At 69.9% G+C, this 17,099-nt stretch carries 13 protein-coding genes; 4 read left to right on the top strand and 9 right to left on the bottom strand.

Annotated features, from left to right (window positions below):
* Nucleotides 1-2: 2 nt before the first annotated feature.
* Complete coding sequence (gene ppc / locus OG729_RS23280) at nt 3-2,732, bottom strand: phosphoenolpyruvate carboxylase (protein ID WP_405807966.1); 2,730 nt, start codon at nt 2,730-2,732, stop codon at nt 3-5.
* 222 nt (nt 2,733-2,954) lie between these two features.
* On the opposite strand from ppc, the gene OG729_RS23275 reads away from it, so the two are divergent.
* The 3 genes from OG729_RS23275 to OG729_RS23265 all read left to right on the top strand — a co-directional run bounded on the left by OG729_RS23275 (nt 2,955) and on the right by OG729_RS23265 (nt 6,517).
* Nucleotides 2,955-3,935: an acyl-CoA desaturase gene (locus tag OG729_RS23275; protein WP_405807965.1), complete on the top strand. Its 981-nt coding sequence runs from the start codon at nt 2,955-2,957 to the stop codon at nt 3,933-3,935.
* A complete protein-coding gene (locus tag OG729_RS23270; RefSeq protein WP_405807964.1) occupies nt 3,932-4,603 on the top strand; it encodes a TetR family transcriptional regulator in 672 nt (223 codons plus the stop codon). Before OG729_RS23275 ends, OG729_RS23270 begins: the two co-directional genes overlap by 4 nt.
* A gap of 177 nt (nt 4,604-4,780) precedes the next feature.
* Nucleotides 4,781-6,517, top strand: a complete 1,737-nt coding sequence (locus tag OG729_RS23265) for an FG-GAP repeat domain-containing protein (RefSeq protein WP_405807963.1) — start codon at nt 4,781-4,783, stop codon at nt 6,515-6,517.
* Nucleotides 6,518-6,625: 108 nt separating this feature from the next.
* Here OG729_RS23265 and OG729_RS23260 read toward each other — a convergent pair whose 3' ends face one another.
* Nucleotides 6,626-7,447, bottom strand: a complete 822-nt coding sequence (locus OG729_RS23260) for a trans-aconitate 2-methyltransferase (RefSeq protein ID WP_405807962.1) — start codon at nt 7,445-7,447, stop codon at nt 6,626-6,628.
* A gap of 131 nt (nt 7,448-7,578) precedes the next feature.
* Here OG729_RS23260 and tamR point away from each other — a divergent pair, with 131 nt between their 5' ends.
* Complete coding sequence (gene tamR, locus OG729_RS23255; RefSeq protein ID WP_360881784.1) at nt 7,579-8,076, top strand: MarR family transcriptional regulator TamR; 498 nt, start codon at nt 7,579-7,581, stop codon at nt 8,074-8,076.
* On the opposite strand, the gene OG729_RS23250 is transcribed toward tamR, so the two are convergent.
* The 7 genes from OG729_RS23250 to OG729_RS23220 all read right to left on the bottom strand — a co-directional run bounded on the left by OG729_RS23250 (nt 8,035) and on the right by OG729_RS23220 (nt 17,084).
* Nucleotides 8,035-8,811: a response regulator transcription factor gene (locus tag OG729_RS23250; RefSeq protein WP_360881818.1), complete on the bottom strand. Its 777-nt coding sequence runs from the start codon at nt 8,809-8,811 to the stop codon at nt 8,035-8,037. The genes tamR and OG729_RS23250 overlap by 42 nt on opposite strands.
* Before the next feature lie 315 nt (nt 8,812-9,126).
* Entirely contained in the window at nt 9,127-10,233 is a 1,107-nt protein-coding gene (galK, locus tag OG729_RS23245; RefSeq protein WP_405807961.1) for a galactokinase, read from the bottom strand.
* Entirely contained in the window at nt 10,230-11,198 is a 969-nt protein-coding gene (gene galE / locus OG729_RS23240; RefSeq protein ID WP_360881788.1) for a UDP-glucose 4-epimerase GalE, read from the bottom strand. The genes galK and galE overlap by 4 nt, the downstream gene beginning before the upstream one ends.
* On the bottom strand, nt 11,195-12,238 hold the full coding sequence (galT, locus tag OG729_RS23235) for a galactose-1-phosphate uridylyltransferase (RefSeq protein ID WP_405807960.1): 1,044 nt from the start codon (nt 12,236-12,238) through the stop codon (nt 11,195-11,197). The genes galE and galT overlap by 4 nt, the downstream gene beginning before the upstream one ends.
* Nucleotides 12,239-12,454: 216 nt before the next feature.
* Nucleotides 12,455-13,147 (bottom strand): LuxR C-terminal-related transcriptional regulator, encoded by a 693-nt coding sequence (locus tag OG729_RS23230; protein ID WP_404724792.1) that lies wholly within the window; start codon nt 13,145-13,147, stop codon nt 12,455-12,457.
* A 208-nt stretch (nt 13,148-13,355) separates the two neighbouring features.
* Nucleotides 13,356-15,203: a PQQ-binding-like beta-propeller repeat protein gene (locus OG729_RS23225; RefSeq protein WP_405807959.1), complete on the bottom strand. Its 1,848-nt coding sequence runs from the start codon at nt 15,201-15,203 to the stop codon at nt 13,356-13,358.
* A 96-nt stretch (nt 15,204-15,299) separates the two neighbouring features.
* A complete protein-coding gene (locus tag OG729_RS23220; protein WP_405807958.1) occupies nt 15,300-17,084 on the bottom strand; it encodes a PQQ-binding-like beta-propeller repeat protein in 1,785 nt (594 codons plus the stop codon).
* Nucleotides 17,085-17,099: the final 15 nt, after the last annotated feature.

Here is a 17,099-nt window from a genome sequence, read left to right as displayed (position 1 = left end):
CGTCAGCCCGTGTTGCGCAGGCCCGCCGCCACGCCGTTGACCGTCAGCAGCAGCGCCCGTGCCAGCAGCGGGTCCGCCTCCTCGCCCCGTTCCGCCGCCCCGCGCTGGCGAGCCAGCAGCGAGACCTGGAGGTAGGAGATGGGGTCCAGATACGCGTCGCGGATCCCGAACGTCTGCTGCAGTGCCGGGTTCGAGCTCAGCAGCCGCTCCCCGCCCGTCACCTTCAAAACCTCGCTCACCGTCAGCGCGTGCTCCGCCTCGATCGTGGCGAAGACGTGCTTGAGGTGTTCGGGGACGAGCGTGTCGATGTAGTGGCGCGCGATCCGCAGGTCCGTCTTGGCCAGGGTCATCTCGACGTTCGCGATGAAGTTCTGGAAGAAGTGCCACTGCTCGTGCATCTCGTCCAGGACCGTGTCCAGGCCCGCCTCGCGCAGTGCCTTGAGGCCCGAGCCGACGCCGAACCAGCCGGGCACGATCTGCCGGGACTGTGTCCAGCCGAAGACCCACGGGATGGCGCGGAGCCCGTCGAGACCGGCCCCGCTGTCCGGGCGGCGGGACGGGCGCGAGCCCAGATGGAGTTCGGCGAGCTGGTCCACCGGCGTGGAGGCGAAGAAGTACGCGGGCAGGTCCGGGTCCTCGACCAGGCGCCGGTACGCGTCGTGTGCCGCGTCGGAGACCGTGTCCATCGCCGCGTCCCAGCGGGCGAGTGCCTCGTCCGACTGGCGCGGGGCGGTGTGCAGCGCGGACGCCTGAAGCGTGGCCGCGACCGTCAGCTCCAGGTTCTCCCTGGCCAGGGAGGGGATCAGATACTTGTCGGAGATGACCTCGCCCTGCTCGGTCACCTTGATCTCGCCCTCCAGCGTGCCCCACGGCTGCGCGAGGATCGCGTCGTGCGAGGGGCCGCCGCCGCGGCCGACGGTGCCGCCGCGGCCGTGGAAGAGCCGCAGCCGTACGCCGTACCGGTGCGCGACATCACGCAGCCGCCGCTGAGCGCGGTGGATCTCCCACTGCGAGGTGGTGATGCCGCCGAACTTCGAGGAGTCCGAGTAGCCGAGCATGACTTCCTGGACGTCTCCGCGCAGGGAGACGAGGCGGCGGTACGAGGGGTCCGCCAGCATTTCGTCCAGGATCACGTCCGCGGCGCGCAGCTCGTCGGTCGTCTCCAGCAGCGGCACGATGCCGATCTTCGCCCAGCCCGCGTGCAGATCGATCAGACCGGCCTCCCGCGCCAGCACCGCGGCCGCGAAGACGTCGTCGGCGCCCTGGCACATCGAGATGATGTACGACTCGATGACCTCGGGGCCGAACCGCTCGAAGGCTTCCTTGACGGTGTGGAAGACGCCCAGCGTCTTGTGGCCCGCCGCGTCCAGCGGCGCGGGTGTCGGCGCGAGCGGCCGCCGTGAGCGGAGCTCCTTGGCGAGCAGCTTCTGCCGGTAGTCGCGCGGCATGTCCGCGTAGCGCCAGGACTCCTCGCCGAGCCGGTCGAAGAGCTGCCCGAGGGCGTGGTGGTGCGCGTCCGCGTGCTCGCGTACGTCCATCGTCGCCAGCTGCAGCCCGAAGGCGGAGAGGGTACGGATCGTACGGTCCAGGCGGCCGTCGGCGAAGAGCCCGCCGCGGTGCGCGCGCAGCGAGGTCTGGATCAAAGTCAGGTCCTGCAGCAGCTCGGCGGTGCCGAGGTAGTCGCGGCCCGGCTCGTGCGGCGTGCCCTTGGCGAGCCGCTCGCGGGTGTTGACGAGCTTCTGCCGGATGCAGGTGGCCTTGAGGCGGTACGGCTCCTCCGCGTTCAGCCGCTTGTAGCGGGGGCTGATCTCCGGGAGGCGCTCGAGGTCGCTCTGGAGGGAGGCCAGCAGCTCTTCGGTCGCACCGGTGTAGCGGATGGAGTTGGACAGCAGTGCGCGCAGGGAGTCGACCGCATCCAGCGCGTCGGTGATGCCGTGCTCGTGCTGGAGGATCAGCACCTCCCAGGTCACCGCGGGGGTGACATTGGGGTTGCCGTCGCGGTCGCCGCCGATCCAGGTGCCGAAGGTGAGCGGCCTGGTGCCTGCGGGCAGTTCCACGCCGACCCGCTCCAGCTCGGCGGCGAGGTCCTCCAGGACGTCGCCGACGGCGTTCGCGTGCAGCTCGTCCAGGTAGTAGATCGCGTTGCGCGCCTCGTCGGCGGGCTCGGGGCGGACGACCCGCAGCTCGTCGGTCTGCCAGATCAGGTCGATGCTCTCGGCGAGCCGCAGATCGTGCCGGCGCCGGTCGGCGGGGCTGACCGGGGTCTCCAGCAGCTCGGCGATCCGGCGGAGCTTGTTCAGTACGGAACGCCGCGCCGCCTCGGTGGGGTGCGCGGTGAAGACGGGCCGCACGTTGAGGTTCTTCACGGTTTCGCGCAGATGCTGGGGGTCGGCGTCCTTGAGCATGTCCGCGGTGCGGGCGAGCAGCCCGCCCTCGGCGGCCCGCCGCTCGCGCATCTCGTGGCCGCGGTGCACCTGCTCGGTGACGTTGGCCAGATGGAAGTAGGTGGAGAAGGCCCGCACCAGCTTGGCTGCGGTCTCCAGGTCGGTGTCGCCGAGCAGCTCGGCTGCGGCCTCACCGTCGCTGCGCGTCAGGGCCCTGACCCGCTCGACGAGCTCGAGGAGCTCGGGGCCCTCCTGCCGGACGAGGGTCTCGCCCAGCAGGTCGCCCAGTCGGCGGATGTCGGCACGCAGTTCGGCGCTGGCGGTGGGAGTCTGGTCGGCACTGCTCACAGGTGCGGCTCCTTGCAGTGTTTGAGCACGTCTGGAGGGGTCTGGAGGCTGCGGACCGCGCTGTCCGACGACACCCAGGATAGGTGGCCTTTCCTTCGACGTTCGCCGCCGTTCTCCACAGGTCTCTTGCTGCGAGGCCGCACGCTGCCATACTTACGTTGCCGTAGGTTACGGATCCGTAGCACGGCTTCGGTTCTACCTCTCACCCCACAGGGGACCCTCATGACGACAAGCCCCGATCTGCTGGACGACGTCCCGAAGGCGCCGGCGGCCGACCTCCCCTATGCCACGCTCAGCGGGGACAGCAAGCGGTCGATCGAGCAGATCGCCCTGCTGCTCTTCATCACGGTGCCCTTTCTCGCCCTGCTCGCGGCGGTGCCGCTGGCCTGGGGCTGGGGAGTGAGCTGGCTCGATCTGGGCCTGCTGGTGGCGATGTACTACATCGGCTGCCACGGCATCACGATCGGCTTCCACCGGTACTTCACCCATGGCTCCTTCAAGGCGAAGCGCCCGCTGCGCATCGCCCTCGCGGTCATGGGTTCGCTGGCCGTGGAGGGCCCGCTGGTGCGCTGGGTCGCCGACCACCGCAAGCACCACAAGTTCTCCGACGCGGAGGGCGACCCGCATTCGCCGTGGCGCTTCGGCGAGAGTGTGCCGGCGCTGATGAAGGGCCTGTGGTGGGCACACATCGGGTGGATGTTCGACGAGGAGCGCACGCCCCAGCACAAGTACGCACCGGATCTGATCAAGGACCCGGCGCTGCGCCGTATCTCCCGTGACTTCATCTACTGGACGATCCTCTCGCTCGCGATCCCGCCCCTGGTCGGCGGCCTGGTCACGATGTCCTGGTGGGGCGCGTTCACGGCCTTCTTCTGGGGTTCGCTGGTCCGTGTCTGCCTGCTCCACCACGTCACCTGGTCGATCAACTCCATCTGCCATGCGGTCGGCAAGCGGCCCTTCAAGTCCCGCGACCGCTCGGGCAACGTGTGGTGGCTGGCGGTGCTGTCCTGCGGCGAGTCCTGGCACAACCTGCACCACGCCGAGCCGACCAGCGCACGGCACGGGGTGCTGCGGGGCCAGGTCGACTCCAGCGCCCGGCTGATCCGCTGGTTCGAGCAGCTGGGCTGGGCCTATGACGTCCGCTGGCCAAATGCCTCCCGTATCGAAGCCCGGCGCAGGGAAGCGGCCACGGAAGCGGCATGATTGACAACGTGGCGATCGAAGGCAGTACCAGCAGCGACAGGCCCCGCCGCGGGCGCAGAGTCCGGATGACCGGGGCGGAACGCCGCGAGCAGCTGCTGGACATCGGCCGCACCTTGTTCGCCGAGAAGGGCTTCGAGGGCACGTCCGTCGAGGAGATCGCCGCGAAGGCGGGGGTCTCCAAGCCGGTGGTGTACGAGCACTTCGGCGGCAAGGAGGGCCTGTACGCCGTCGTGGTCGACCGCGAGATGCGCCAGCTGCTCGACATGGTGACGGGGGCGCTGACGGCGGGGCATCCGCGTGAGCTCCTTGAGCAGGCGGCGTTCGCGCTGCTCGACTACATCGAGGCGTACACGGACGGTTTCCGCATTCTGGTGCGGGACTCGCCGGTCGCCCAGTCGACGGGCACCTTCGCCTCGCTGATCAGCGATATCGCCACCCAGGTCGAGGACATTCTGGGTCTGGAGTTCAAGGCCCGCGGCTTCGACCCGAAGCTCGCCCCGATGTATGCGCAGGCGCTGGTCGGCATGGTGGCGCTGACCGGCCAGTGGTGGGTGGACGCCCGCCGCCCGAAGAAGGCGGAGGTCGCGGCCCATCTGGTGAACCTGGCATGGCATGGACTTGACGGTCTGGAGCAGAAGCCGAGGCTGATAGGGCACCGCAAGAACTGATGCCCCCTCGGCCCCGGATGTGTCTACCGGCCCAGATTCCTCAGTTGTAGAATTCGGGCTCATCCGGGGAACGGTTCGCCACTCAAAGAGAGCAACTGCGAACGTCTTCCACCCGGTTCCACCATTTTCCCCAGGGGGGGACCTTTGTTTTCTGTGGAACCCGGCCGCCTTGCCGGTGTGCGTTTCAGACGTGCCCGCCGGATCGCGGCCTGCACGGCCCTGGCCGTCTCGGCGGGCATGCTGCTCGCCGTCCCGGCCGCGGCCGACGGCACGCCGGCGCCGCACCACGGGGTCGAGCAGACCAGGCCCACCGCCCAGCAGCCGAAGCTGACGCTTCCCGCGCCCACGTCCAAGGACGGCGAGCAGCGCGCCGCGGCGCAGGCGGACGACGTCCCGGTCGCCAAGACGCGCGCCGACATCGACGGCGACGGCTTCAGCGACCTTATCTACCGCGCGGTCAACGGCAAGATCTATGTGGCGCCGCACAGCGGCGCGGGGGCGTACGAGTACCCCTTCGACGCCGGCGTCTACCAGGACCTCAACGAGACCTACAAGGACCTCTTCTCGGTCGGAGGCCTCCAGGCGAACCCGGTCCACTTCACCCTGTCGGCGACCGGCCGCCTCAACGCGTACGCGAGCTCCGTCAGCGGCGCGAGCATCTTCTGGTCCGGCACGGGCTGGCAGGCGTACAACAAGGTCTTCTCGCCCGGCGACCTGACCGGTGACGGCAGCGGCGACATTCTCGCGCGCACGCCGTCCGGCGACCTGTACCTGTACCGCAGCACGCCGGGCGCGGCCGCCCCGATGGCCGCCAGGATCAAGATCGGCTCCGGCTGGGGCGCGTACGACCAGATCGTCGGTGTGAACGACGTGAACAGCGACGCCATCGCGGACCTGTTCGCCCGTACGCCGGGCGGCGATCTGTACTTCTACTCGGGCAACCCGGACCCCGCGGCCCCGTTCAAGCCCCGGGTCAAGGTCGGCTCCGGCTGGAACGGCTACAACCAGATCTTCAGCCTCGACGACACGAGCGGCGACGGTCTCGGTGACCTCGTGGCCCGTACGCCGGCGGGCGTGCTGTGGACGTACGAGTCCACGGGCACGGGCGCTTTCCTTCCCCGGGTCCAGGGCGGCTCGGGCTGGAACGCGGCCGCGCAGTTCTCCGGGGCGGGCAACAATCCGCACTGGGGCAAGGACGAGGTCCTCGGCCTGGACACCAACGGCACGCTGTTCACGTACTACTCGATGAACAACGGCCTGCTGAGCGCCCGTGACCAGGCGAGCGAGATCGGCGGCTTCAAGGGGGCGAAGCTCACCTTCACCTCTTCGCTCGACAGCAACGGCTTCGGTGATCTGCTGGAGCTCTACAACGGCACGCTCTACAACCTGAGTCACACCTCGGGCAATGCGCAGACCATCGGCAGCGGCTGGGGCATCTACAACCTGCTCACCGGCCCCGGCGACCTCGACGGCGACGGCAAGGGCGACCTGCTGGCGCGGGACGGCTCCGGTGCGCTGTATCTGTACCGCGGCAACGGCAAGGGCACGGCGTTCGCCGCCCGTATCAAGGTCGGCTCCGGCTGGAACACCTTCAACAAGCTGGTCGGCGCCGGTGACATCAACGGCGACGGCCGCAGCGACCTGCTCGCCCGCGCGACGGACGGAAACCTGTACCTGTACGCGGGTACGGGCGTGGCTTCCGCGCCGTTCAAGGCGAAGTCGCTGATCGGCTCCGGCTGGAACACGTACAACAAGCTGGCGGTGCCCGGCGACCTCGACGGCAACGGGCGGGCTGATCTGCTCGGCGCGAACTCCGCGGGCGAGCTGTACCGCTACACCTCCAACGGCACCGGCGGATTCAACGCCAAGGCCAAGCTCGGCACCGGCTGGAACACGTACAGCTCCCTGTACTGATCCGGCACCTGATCCGAAGTCCCAGAACGCCCCGTTGCCGGTCACCCGGCGGCGGGGCGCTTCTGTGCGCTCAGCCTGTCGGCTGGACATGGTCGACGGCGACGAGCATCAGAACCCCTTTCGTGCGACGGCAAATATCCGGCGGAACGGGAAGACCGTGCCGTGCGGGCCGGGCGGATATGCCTTGCGGAGCAGGTCGCGGTACTGGCCGAGGAATTCGTTCGTGGCGGCGGGATCGTCCGCGAGTTCGGTGAGGACCGGGCGCAGGGCCGTGCCCTTGACCCAGTCGAGCACCGGGTCCTCGCCGACCAGGAGTTGGAGGTACGTGGTCTCCCAGGCGTCCGTCTCGCAGCCGAGGTCGACAAGCCGGCCGAGGTAGTCGGCCGGCTCGAGTATGTGCACGAAGCGGCGTCCGTGGTCGCCCAGGCGGCCGCGCCACTGCGGGGTCTCGCAGAGCTCGCCGAGGATGGCGTGGCTGGGTGAGGTGAAGTTTCCGGGGACCTGGAAGGCGAAGGTGCCGCCGGGGGCGAGGCCGTCGATCCAGATGGGGAAGGACTCGGGGTGATTGGGCACCCATTGCAGTGCGGCGTTGGAGACGATGAAGTCGTACGGCTCGTCGGGTGTCCAGTGCGCGGCGTCGGCGAGCCTGAAGTCCAGCCAGCCGCCGCCCGCCGTGGTTCCGGCGTGCTCCTTCTCGGCGATGGAGAGCATCTCGGGTGAGAGGTCGAAGCCGGTGATGTGCGCGGTGGGCCAGCGGTCGGCGAGGAGTGCGGTGACGTTTCCGGGTCCGCAGCCGATGTCCGCGATTCGGGCGGGCCGCTCCCCGTTCGGCAGCCGGGGGATCCGGCTGAGCAGATCCAGGAACGGCCGGGTCCGGTGACCGGCATGGCGCAGGTACTGGTGTGGATCCCAGGTTGGTTCGGAATGCATGTTCGAGCCCCCTTGCAGGAACGGTGTGCCGAAGCGGAACGAGGTTCCGGCCCGACCATGCCCAAGCCTGCGCCCGAATATATCTTGATGTCAAGAGACTTCACATCGAGGGACCCTCTACACTGATCGACATGGAGGACGAGGTCGATCGACTGGTCGCAGCATGGCGCCGTGAGCGCCCCGACCTCGACGTGGAACCGCTCGAGGTGCTCAGCCGTGTCTCCAGGCTCGCCCGCCACCTCGACCGGGCCCGCCGGCTCGCGTTCTCCGAACACAATCTGGAGCCGTGGGAGTTCGACGTGCTGACCTCGCTGCGCCGCGCGGGAGCTCCGTACCAGCTCTCACCGGGCCAGCTGCTGACCCAGACGCTGGTCACCTCGGGCACCATGACCAACCGTATCGACCGCCTGGCCAAGAAGGACCTCGTCGAACGGCTGCCGGACCCCAGCGACCGCCGGGGTGTGCTGGTGCGCCTCACTCCCGAGGGGCGGGACCGCGCCGATCAGGCGCTGGCCGGGCTGCTCGCGCAGGAACGCGCGATCCTCGCCGAGCTGTCGCGGGCGCAGCGGGCGGAACTGGCCGCCCTGCTACGCCAGTTGACCGCCCCGTTCGACAACATCCCCGGCTAGGTCGACCGGGCCGACGCCGGCCCGGCGCGCGAGGGCCACGGCGGCGAGCGTGGAGTGGACGCCCAGCTTCCCCAGAACGTTCTGCATATGCGTGCGGACGGTGTGCGGGGACAGGAACAGGCGCTCGGCCACGGCTTTGCGCCCCAGGCCCGCGACCATACAGCGCAGCACCTCCCGCTCGCGCGGTGTGAGGGACTCCACCAGCCGCTCGCTCTCGGTGCGGTGCTTGCGGGCCGCGGTCAACTCCCGCAGTACGCCGGTGAGCAGGGCGGGCGGCAGGTGCGTTTCGTCCCGCAGCACTCCCCGTATCACCGCGAGCAGCCGTTGCAGCGAGCAGTCCTTGGCGACCCAGCCCGAGGCGCCGGCCTGCAGCGCGAGTGCGGCGCGGCGCGGGTCGTCCTTCTCGGCGAGCACGACGGTACGGACGGCGCTCTGGCCGGAACGGACGCCGGCGACCAGCGAGATGCCGTCGACGAGACCGTCCTCGCCGTTGTCCGGCACGGCACGGGCGACGACCGGGCGGGCGCCGGGCACCGCCTGCGCACCGAGGTCGGCGTCGACGAGCATGACGTCGAACCTGCGCCCCTCGGTGGCGGCCCGCTCCAGGCACCGCAGCGCGGCGGGACCGCTGCCGGCCGCCGCGACGTCGACGTCGGGCTCGGCCGCGAGGGCGGCAGCGAGCGACTCGGCGAAGATTCGGTGGTCGTCGACGACCAGGACCCGGATACGAACCACAGACACCCCCAGTGTCGGAGGACGGACCGGCGCAGGTACGGCGCCCGGAGAAATGGGGTAGTACAGCGGTCGCTCGGCCGCCGCCGTGCTGTGACTGATACCCCACCCCGGGCGTCGTACCCGACTGTCTCGCCCCCTGATCAACACCGGCCCCCACCGGTGCTGAGCATCAGAGTACGGCTGGGGGGCTGGAGCGGAAGCCTATTTGCAGAACTGATTGGCCAGGCTGTTTACGGTGTGCCAGATGTTTCGTATTGAGGCAGAAGTCGACAAAGATCGTCGCAGGCTGCTCGGCGAACGGCCCGGAACACTCCGTCAGGACACACGCCCAGCGCCTCGCGAAGGGGTCGCCGGGAAGATCCGGGGAGCCTTGTGGCCCGCCGATGCGAACGCCTCAGACAGACACGTGCGTACCGCCGCGGACTGAGAGGTGTCCGTCAGGACGATCGCCGAGCCGCCGAAACCGCCCCCTGTCATCCTCGCCCCCAGCGCCCCCGCCTCCAGCGCCGTGTCGACCACCAGGTCCAGCTCCGGGCAGGAGACCCGGAAGTCGTCCCGCAGGGATGCATGACCCTCGGTCAGGACCGGGCCTATCGCGTGGACCTCGCCCGCCTCCAGGAGAGCGATCACTCGCTCGACGCGGTGGTTCTCGGTCACGATGTGCCTGGCCAGGGGCCTCAGCTCCGGGTCGGCCAGCCGGTCGAGGGCCGCGAGAAGTCCCTCGTACGGGATGTCCCGGAGCGCCGGGACGCCCAGTGCGGCCGCAGCCGACTCGCAGCCCGCGCGGCGCTTGCCGTATTCCCCGTCGCTGTGCGCGTGTTTGACGCGGGTGTCGACCACCAGCAGTTCGAGGCCGCGCGCCGCCAGGTCGAAGGGGATCTGGCGCTGCGCGAGGTCCCGGGTGTCCAGGTGCAGCGCATGGCCCTCGGTGCAGCACGCCGACGCCGTCTGGTCCATGATCCCGGTGGGCGCACCGACGTACTCGTTCTCGGCGCGCTGGCACAGTCGCGCCATCCGCGGGCGCTGAAGGCCCAGTTCGTACAGATCGTTCAGGGCCAGCGCGGTGACGACCTCCAGCGCCGCGGAGGAGGAGAGGCCCGCCCCCGTCGGCACCGTCGACTCGTAGTGGATGTCCGCCCCGCCCACCGCATGGCCAGCGTCCCGCAGCGCCCAGACCACGCCCGCCGGGTAGTCGGTCCAGCCCCCGGGGCCGCGGCCCGGCTCGAGATCGTCGAGGCGCAGTTCGACCGCACCGCCCGCGACGTCCGCCGAGTGCAGCCGCAGCACACCGTCGTTTCGCCGGGAAACGGTGGCGACGGTGGTGTGCGGCAGCGCGAAGGGCATCACAAAGCCGCCGTTGTAGTCGGTGTGTTCACCGATCAGATTCACCCGGCCCGGTGCCGCCCACACTCCGTCACTCATGAAGCGCCCTCCCTTGCCCGGGCGAACTCCCATGCGTCCGCAACGATCCCCGCCAGATCCGCGCGGGACGGGTTCCAGCCGAGCCGCTCGCGCGCGGTCGTGGCGGACGCGACGAGCACCGCAGGGTCGCCGGCCCGGCGATCGGCCACGACCTCCGGGACCGGATGCCCGGTGACCTCCCGGACCGTCTCGATGACCTCGCGCACCGAGAAGCCGTTGCCGTTGCCGAGGTTGCAGATCAGGTGCTCGCCCGCGACCGCCGCGTCCAGCGCCAGCAGATGCGCCTGAGCCAGGTCCGCGACATGGATGTAGTCCCGTACGCAGGTCCCGTCCGGCGTCGGATAGTCGTCCCCGAAGACGGAGATCGACTCGCGCCTGCCCAGGGCGACCTGGAGCACCAGGGGAATGAGGTGGGACTCGGGGTCGTGGCGCTCGCCGCAACTGCCGTACGCCCCCGCCACGTTGAAGTACCGCAGAGACACCGCCGCCAGGCCGTGCGCCGCCGCCTCCCCCGTGATCATGTGGTCGACGGCCAGCTTCGACGCGCCGTACGGGCTGGTCGGCGCGGTCGGGTCGGACTCGGTGATCGGCGTCGAGACCGGTTCGCCGTATGTCGCCGCGGTGGAGGAGAAGACCAGCGTGCGCACCCCCGCCGAACGCATCGCCGCGAGCAGCGCCATCGTCCCGCCGGCGTTGTTGTCCCAGTACTTCTCGGGCTTCAGCACGGACTCGCCGACCTGCGAGAAGGCGGCGAAGTGCAGCACCGCGTCGTATGTGGAGTCCAGCCATTTGGCGGCGTCGCGGATGTCTCCCTCGATGAAGTCCGCGCCCGCGGGCACGCCCTCCCGGAAGCCGGTGGAGAGGTTGTCGAGGACGGTCACCTGGTGACCCGCCTCCAGCAGGTGCTGGGCGACCACGCTGCCGACATAGCCCGCACCGCCGGTGACCAGGTACTTCCCACTCATGAACTCGCTACCTCTCGCAGTCGCTCGGCCGCGGTTTCCGGCGGCACGTCGTTGATGAACACGCTCATACCGGACTCCGAACCCGCGAGGAACTTCAGCTTGCCGGAAGAGCGGCGGATGGTGAAAAGCTCGAGATGCAGCCCGAAGTCACCTCGGCCGGGCCCCTCGAAGGGCGCCTGGTGCCAGGCCGCGATGTACGGCGTCGGCGGTTCGCCCTCCCCGAAGATCCGGTCGAAGCGCCTCAAGAGTTCCAGATAGATCTGTGGGAACTCTGTGCGTGCCGCGTCGCCCAGCGCCCGCAGGTCCGGCACGCGCCGGCGCGGGTACAGATGCACTTCGTACGGCCAGTGCGCCGCATACGGCACAAAGGCGACCCAGTGCTCGCCCTGCAGCACCACACGCGAGCCCGCCAGGCGCTCCTGCTCGACGATGTCGTCGAAGAGATTGCGGCCGGTCCTGGCCCGGTGCTCGGCGGCCGAACGCAGCATGAGCGAGGTCCGCGGCGTCACGAAGGGGTACGCGTAGATCTGGCCGTGCGGATGCCCCAGCGTCACGCCGATCTCCGCGCCCCGGTTCTCGAAGCAGAAGACCTGCTCCACCTGCGGAAGTTCGGCGAGCTCGGCGGTGCGGTCGGTCCAGGCGTCGAGGACCAGCGCGGCCTGCTCCTCGCTGAGGTCGGCGAAGGAGGCGTCGTGGTCGGAGGTGAAGCAGACGACCTCGCAGCGTCCGGAGTCGCCGGCGAGTGAGGGGAAACGGTTCTCGAAGACGGCGACGTCGTAGTCGGCGGCCGGGATCTCGCTGAGGCGTCCGTTCCGGGAGGGGCAGAGCGGGCATTCGTCGGCCGGCGGGTGGTAGGTGCGGCCCTGGCGGTGCGAGGCGATGGCGACCGAGTCGCCGAGCAGCGGGTCGTGGCGGATCTCGGAGGTGGTGGCGATGGGATCGAGCGGGCGCCGGTCGACGGCGTCGCGTACGGCGTCGTCGCGGGAGTCGTAGTAGAGCAGCTCACGACCGTCGGCTAGCCGGGTCGACGTCTTCTTCACTATGGGGCTCCCTCAGCCTCCCAACAAAACAGAACCGCACACAACAAACCACAAGCCAACAGGCGGCGTCAATGGGCGGGCCCGGCAGCGTAGAGAGCGCTTGCGGGCAGATGAGAGGTCCCGACCAGGGGGCATACGGCGCGCGAACAGCGCAGCTACGTGTGCGGGCCGAAGCTGCGCCCGACGGCGCACGCCCTGTACGACGATGTGTGGTCGCTACTGCGCTTCGGGCCCGGGCGGTGCCGAGACGATCGCCCGGTCGAGCAGCCCGGTGCGCGCGGCCAGCGCCGCCGCCTCCAGCCGGGAGCCGACCCCCAGCTTCATCAGCACCCGCTGCACATGCGTACGGGCCGTGCTCGGCGCTATCCCCATGCCGGCCGCGATCAGCCGGGTGTCCTCACCCTCGGCGACCCGGACCAGCACCTCGACCTCGCGCGGGGTGAGCAGCTGGAGCAGCCGCTGGCCCTCGTCGTCCGGCTGGGCGGCCGGGTTGAGCAGCTCGGCGAACGCGCCCTGCAGCAGCTGCGGAGCCACCACCGCCTCACCCGCCCGTGCCTTGACCATGGCGCGTTCGACGCCCTCGATGCGCTCGTCGTGCCGTACGTAGCCGGAGGCGCCGGCGGCGAAGGCCGCGGCAATCCCGCGCGGGCTCGGCACCGGGCCGAGTACCACCACGGCGACCTGCGGCCGCTCCCGCTTGATCCTGACGATCGGGTCGAACGCCCCCGGTTCGGCGGGCGTCGCCGTGCCCAGCAGGCACACCTCGGGCGCCCTGCTGATCACCAGCTCGGCCGCGCCGGCCGCGGGCGCGGCCGCGGCGAGAACCCGGTGCCCGCGCAGTTTCAAGGCCGAGGCGAGCGCCTCGGCGAGCAGTCGATGATCGTCCACCACCATGAGCCGCACGCCCATCGAGCAACCCCAATCCCCGCTGGTGCTGGCCCCCCGGCCCTCTGCCCCGGCAAGCTACACGCTTGTTCGACATCGCGCGCCCCTAACTCGGCAGAAGTCCCCCAGAGTGCCGAATTCTTCGCCAAACAGGGCTACTTATGACCGAGGCCCGGCACATCGAAGATCGGATGTGCCGGGCCATGGGCCGGGTTACCCCGCGAGCGAGGGGTCAGTCGGCCGTGCTGAACGCGACAGCCAGGTACTTCTTCCCGAACGACGAGGAGGACGGCTTGCTCATCAGCACCGCACCGATGTAAAGCCGGCCATTCGCATAGCGGTATTCGGCGTAGTCCGTGGAGAAGGCGGTCTCCGCCTCCCGTACCGCCTTGTCGGCCGGGTTCTCCACCAGCACCGTCTGCTTGAAGGTGCTGCCGTCGATGCTGACGACCTGGCCGCCCTTGTCGTAAGGGGGCCACTTGTACGCGATGATGTTGCCGCCGTCCATGCGGATGGGGAACATCGTGTACCGGTCGCCCGCGTCCGCGCGGTCGCTGGTGGGCTTTCCGGTGGCGAGGTCGAAGGACACGATCTCGTTGGTGTCGCCGAACTCACCGGAGCCTTCGTGGTCCGCAGTCGGCAGATAGATCCGGCCGTTTCCGACGACGACCTTCTGGCACTGCTCGACCTCGGTGGACCCGCAGCGCGCCTGGAACTTGTCGCCCGTCGCCGAGATCTTGGCCTTCAGCGCACCGGTCTTGTCGTCCAGCGAGAAGAAGTCCGAGATACCGCCGGAGCCGGTGTCGCCGACGTCGGCGGCGACGACCAGCGGCTTGGTGGAGACGATGCTCGCGTAGCCGACGCCGGCCGGCAGCTTGTACGAGAACGCCGGGGTGCCGTTGTCCGGATTCAGGCCCTGGATGATGACCTGCGGGTTGTCGTACGTACCGCACTTGCGCGCCGCGACGAGCGCCGGGCCGCCGCCGTACCCCATGTCGTAGCAGCCCTCGGCGTTGACCGTGGGCTTCCAGCGGACCGCGCCGCTGTTGAGGTCGAAGGCCGCGCCGCCGTCGGTGCCGCCCGCGGCGACCGTGGTGCCGCTCTGGGTGATCTCGCTGAAGGCGGCCTTTTCGTCACCGGACTTGTCGCCCTTGACGGACTTGCTCCACAGCAGCTTGCCGGTGCCGAGGTCGACGACGCCGACCTCGGTGCACTTCTGGAAGTTCTTCGGCGGAAGCCGCTTGGCGGCCTCGAAGACGATCGCGGCCTTGTTGTCCTCGGAGACATGGCGGGAGGCCGCGCAGATCTGGCCGGGGAGCGGGAGGGTCCACAGCGGGGTGCCCTTGGCCGCGTCATGGCCGACGAGGGAGTTGATGCCGGGCTTGACGTAGGCCTTGTCCGTGACCCAGGAGCCCTTGACGCTGGTGATGTCGGTGCGCGGGGGCTCCGGCAGCTGGAAGGCCACCTTGGAGTGGATGTTGGCGGGGGCCTTCTCCTTGCCGGGGCCGTCGGCGGCCTTGCCGCCGTTCTTCTCGCCGCCGGTGGAGCCCTCGGATCCGCCGCCCGAACTGCTCTTGCTCTCGTCCTTCTTGCCGTCGCCGCCCTTGGAGGAGGCGAACCAGATGCCGCCGCCGACGATCAGCACCACGGCGAGGGACGCCGCGATGATGATCTGCATCTGCGTGCTCAGCTTCTTGCCGCCGCTGCCGCCGGGCTGGGGCGGCATGTACTGCGGCTGCATGGGCTGCGTCGGGTAGCCGAAGCCCGGCTGTCCCGGCGGCTGACCGGGCTGCCCCGGCTGTCCGGGCGGAGTCTGCGGATAGCCGTAGCCCGGCTCCTGGCCCGGAGCCTGCGGGTAGCCGTAACCGGGCTGACCCGGCGGTGTCTGCGGGTAGCCGTAGCCCGGCTGCCCCGGCGGCGTCTGCGGAGGCTGGGCGGGCGGCGGCGTCTGCGGATAGCCGTACGAAGGGTCCTGCGGGGGCGGCGTCGGGGCTCCGAAGCCTCCTGGCGGAGGATCCTGGGGCGCGCCGAACCCACCTCCCTGCGGGGGCTGGTTGGGCGGCGGGGGCGGCTGCGTCATGGCGTACGTACCTCGAAAGGATGCTGGCGAAAGGGAGTTGGGGCGGAATGACTCGTTGCGCGCTCAGTACGCGCTCAGTGCGCGATCAGTACGCGGTCACTTGCCGAAGGCCATCATGGTCTTCGTCTCCTTCTCCTCCGCGTCATTGCTGGCGCTGACGCGGCCGCTGGCGAGGAAGAACCGGCCGTCCGCGTACACCATGTGCGCGGAGAAGAAGGAGCTCTCGATCTCGGCGGTCGAGGCCGGGTGCTGGAGCAGCACCTTCGGCGCGCCACCCGTCGGAGCGATCGCGGCGACCGCGCCACCGGCGTCGTACTTCGCGTCCATGTAGACGAGGACGTTCCCGCCCTCCATCCGCAGCGGCGTCATCTTGCGCTCGCCGCCGGCGGGCGAACGCCACTTCTCCTTGCCGGTGTCCAGGCTGAAGGCGACGACCTCATTGGCCGTGCCGTAGGCGGTCTCGGTCGCCATGTAGAAGTTCGAGGCGTCGGCGGCGACACCGGTGCAGCCCTCGAGGTTGTGGCCGAAGACCACGAACGCACCGCCGCAGCGCGGCGCGAACTTGTCCTTGCCGCCGGCGATCTGCGAGCGCAGCGTGCCGTTGTCCTTGAGCGCGATGATGGCCCACTTCTTCGGCTCACGCTGCGTGATGGAGACGACGAGCGGCCTGGCCGAGTAGACCTTGTCGATCTCCCAGCCGACCGGGGTCTTGTACGTCCACTTGGCCTTGCCCGTGGCCGGGTCGACCTCCGACAGCTGCTGCTTGGGCTTGTCGTAGTCCGAGGTGGGGCAGCTCGCTGCGGCGAACAGCTTGGGGCCGCCGGCGAAGGCGAACGGCTTGCAGCCTTCCGTGGGGCCCTTGAAGAGCTGTCTGCCGTCGGCCATCGAGAAGCCGTAGGAGTTGCCGGAGCCACCCGCCGCGAGGGTGTTGCCGCTGATCGACAGGGTGAAGTCGGAGAGTGCGGAGAAGCCGCTGCCCTCCGGGATCGACTTCTTCCAGCCCGCCTTGCCGGTCTTCAGATCGATCTGCTGGAGCACCAGGCACTTGGCCTTCTCCGTGAGACCGTCCTTGATCCCGACGACGATCTTGCCGTCGGTCGTGGTCTGGCTCGGCGCGGAGCAGATCTGGGCAGCGAGCGGCAGGGTCCACTTCTTCTTGCCGTCGGCGGCCGAGTAGCCGACGACCTCCTTGTACATGCCCTTGGCCACGATGTCGCCGGCCGTCCACGGCCCGAACACCTCCGCGCCGTTGCGCGGCAGGTCGACGTCGTTCTTCGTCAGGAACAGCACCTTCGCCTCGCCCGGCTTGCGCCCGGCGTTGAGGTCGTCGTTCCCGTCCCGGCCGGTGCCGCTGCCGTCGCCCTCGTCGACGGACGGCGAGCCGGACGGCTTGGGGCCGTCGCTCTTGCCGACGTTCTGCTTGTCGTCCTTCTTGTCGTCACCGCCGCTGAGCGCCAGGTAGGTCCCGCCGCCTATCACCAGCAGTCCGGCCACGGCCGCGGCGATGATGACGCCGGGCTTCTTCGTGAAGAAGTTGCCGCCACCGCCGCCGGGCGGGGTGGGCGCACCCGGGTACTGCGGCTGCGTCGGGTAGCCGCCGTAGGGCCCCGGCTGCTGGTTGTACGGGCCGGGCTGCTGGTTGTACGGACCCGGCTGGCCGGGGGCCTGCTGCGGGTAGCCGTAACCGGGCTGGGCGGGCGGCTGCTGCGGATAGCCGTAGCCAGGGGCGCCGGGAGGGGCCGCGGGCGGCGGAGTCTGCGGCGGTCCCTGCGGTACGGGCGGCATCTGGGGCGGCTGCGCGGGCGGCTGAGGAACCCCGGACTGAGGGTCCTGCGGAGCTCCGAAGCCCCCCGGCGGTTGCTGGCTGGGCGGCTGAGTCATCAGCGCTTCCCCCTT

The organism is Streptomyces sp. NBC_00210 (genome assembly GCF_045160975.1).
GTDB lineage: Bacteria > Actinomycetota > Actinomycetes > Streptomycetales > Streptomycetaceae > Streptomyces.
This window is presented reverse-complemented; position numbering and strand designations above follow the sequence as displayed.

Coding starts and splice junctions, on each gene's coding strand:
- OG729_RS23270 (WP_405807964.1), top strand. CDS start 3,932: ATGATTGACAACGTGGCGATCGAAGGCAGTACCAGCAGCGACAGGCCC.
- OG729_RS23275 (WP_405807965.1), top strand. CDS start 2,955: ATGACGACAAGCCCCGATCTGCTGGACGACGTCCCGAAGGCGCCGGCG.
- OG729_RS23220 (WP_405807958.1), bottom strand. CDS start 17,084: ATGACTCAGCCGCCCAGCCAGCAACCGCCGGGGGGCTTCGGAGCTCCG.
- OG729_RS23230 (WP_404724792.1), bottom strand. CDS start 13,147: ATGGGCGTGCGGCTCATGGTGGTGGACGATCATCGACTGCTCGCCGAG.
- OG729_RS23260 (WP_405807962.1), bottom strand. CDS start 7,447: ATGCATTCCGAACCAACCTGGGATCCACACCAGTACCTGCGCCATGCC.
- galK (WP_405807961.1), bottom strand. CDS start 10,233: ATGAGTGACGGAGTGTGGGCGGCACCGGGCCGGGTGAATCTGATCGGT.
- OG729_RS23225 (WP_405807959.1), bottom strand. CDS start 15,203: ATGACGCAGCCGCCCCCGCCGCCCAACCAGCCCCCGCAGGGAGGTGGG.
- tamR (WP_360881784.1), top strand. CDS start 7,579: ATGGAGGACGAGGTCGATCGACTGGTCGCAGCATGGCGCCGTGAGCGC.
- galE (WP_360881788.1), bottom strand. CDS start 11,198: ATGAGTGGGAAGTACCTGGTCACCGGCGGTGCGGGCTATGTCGGCAGC.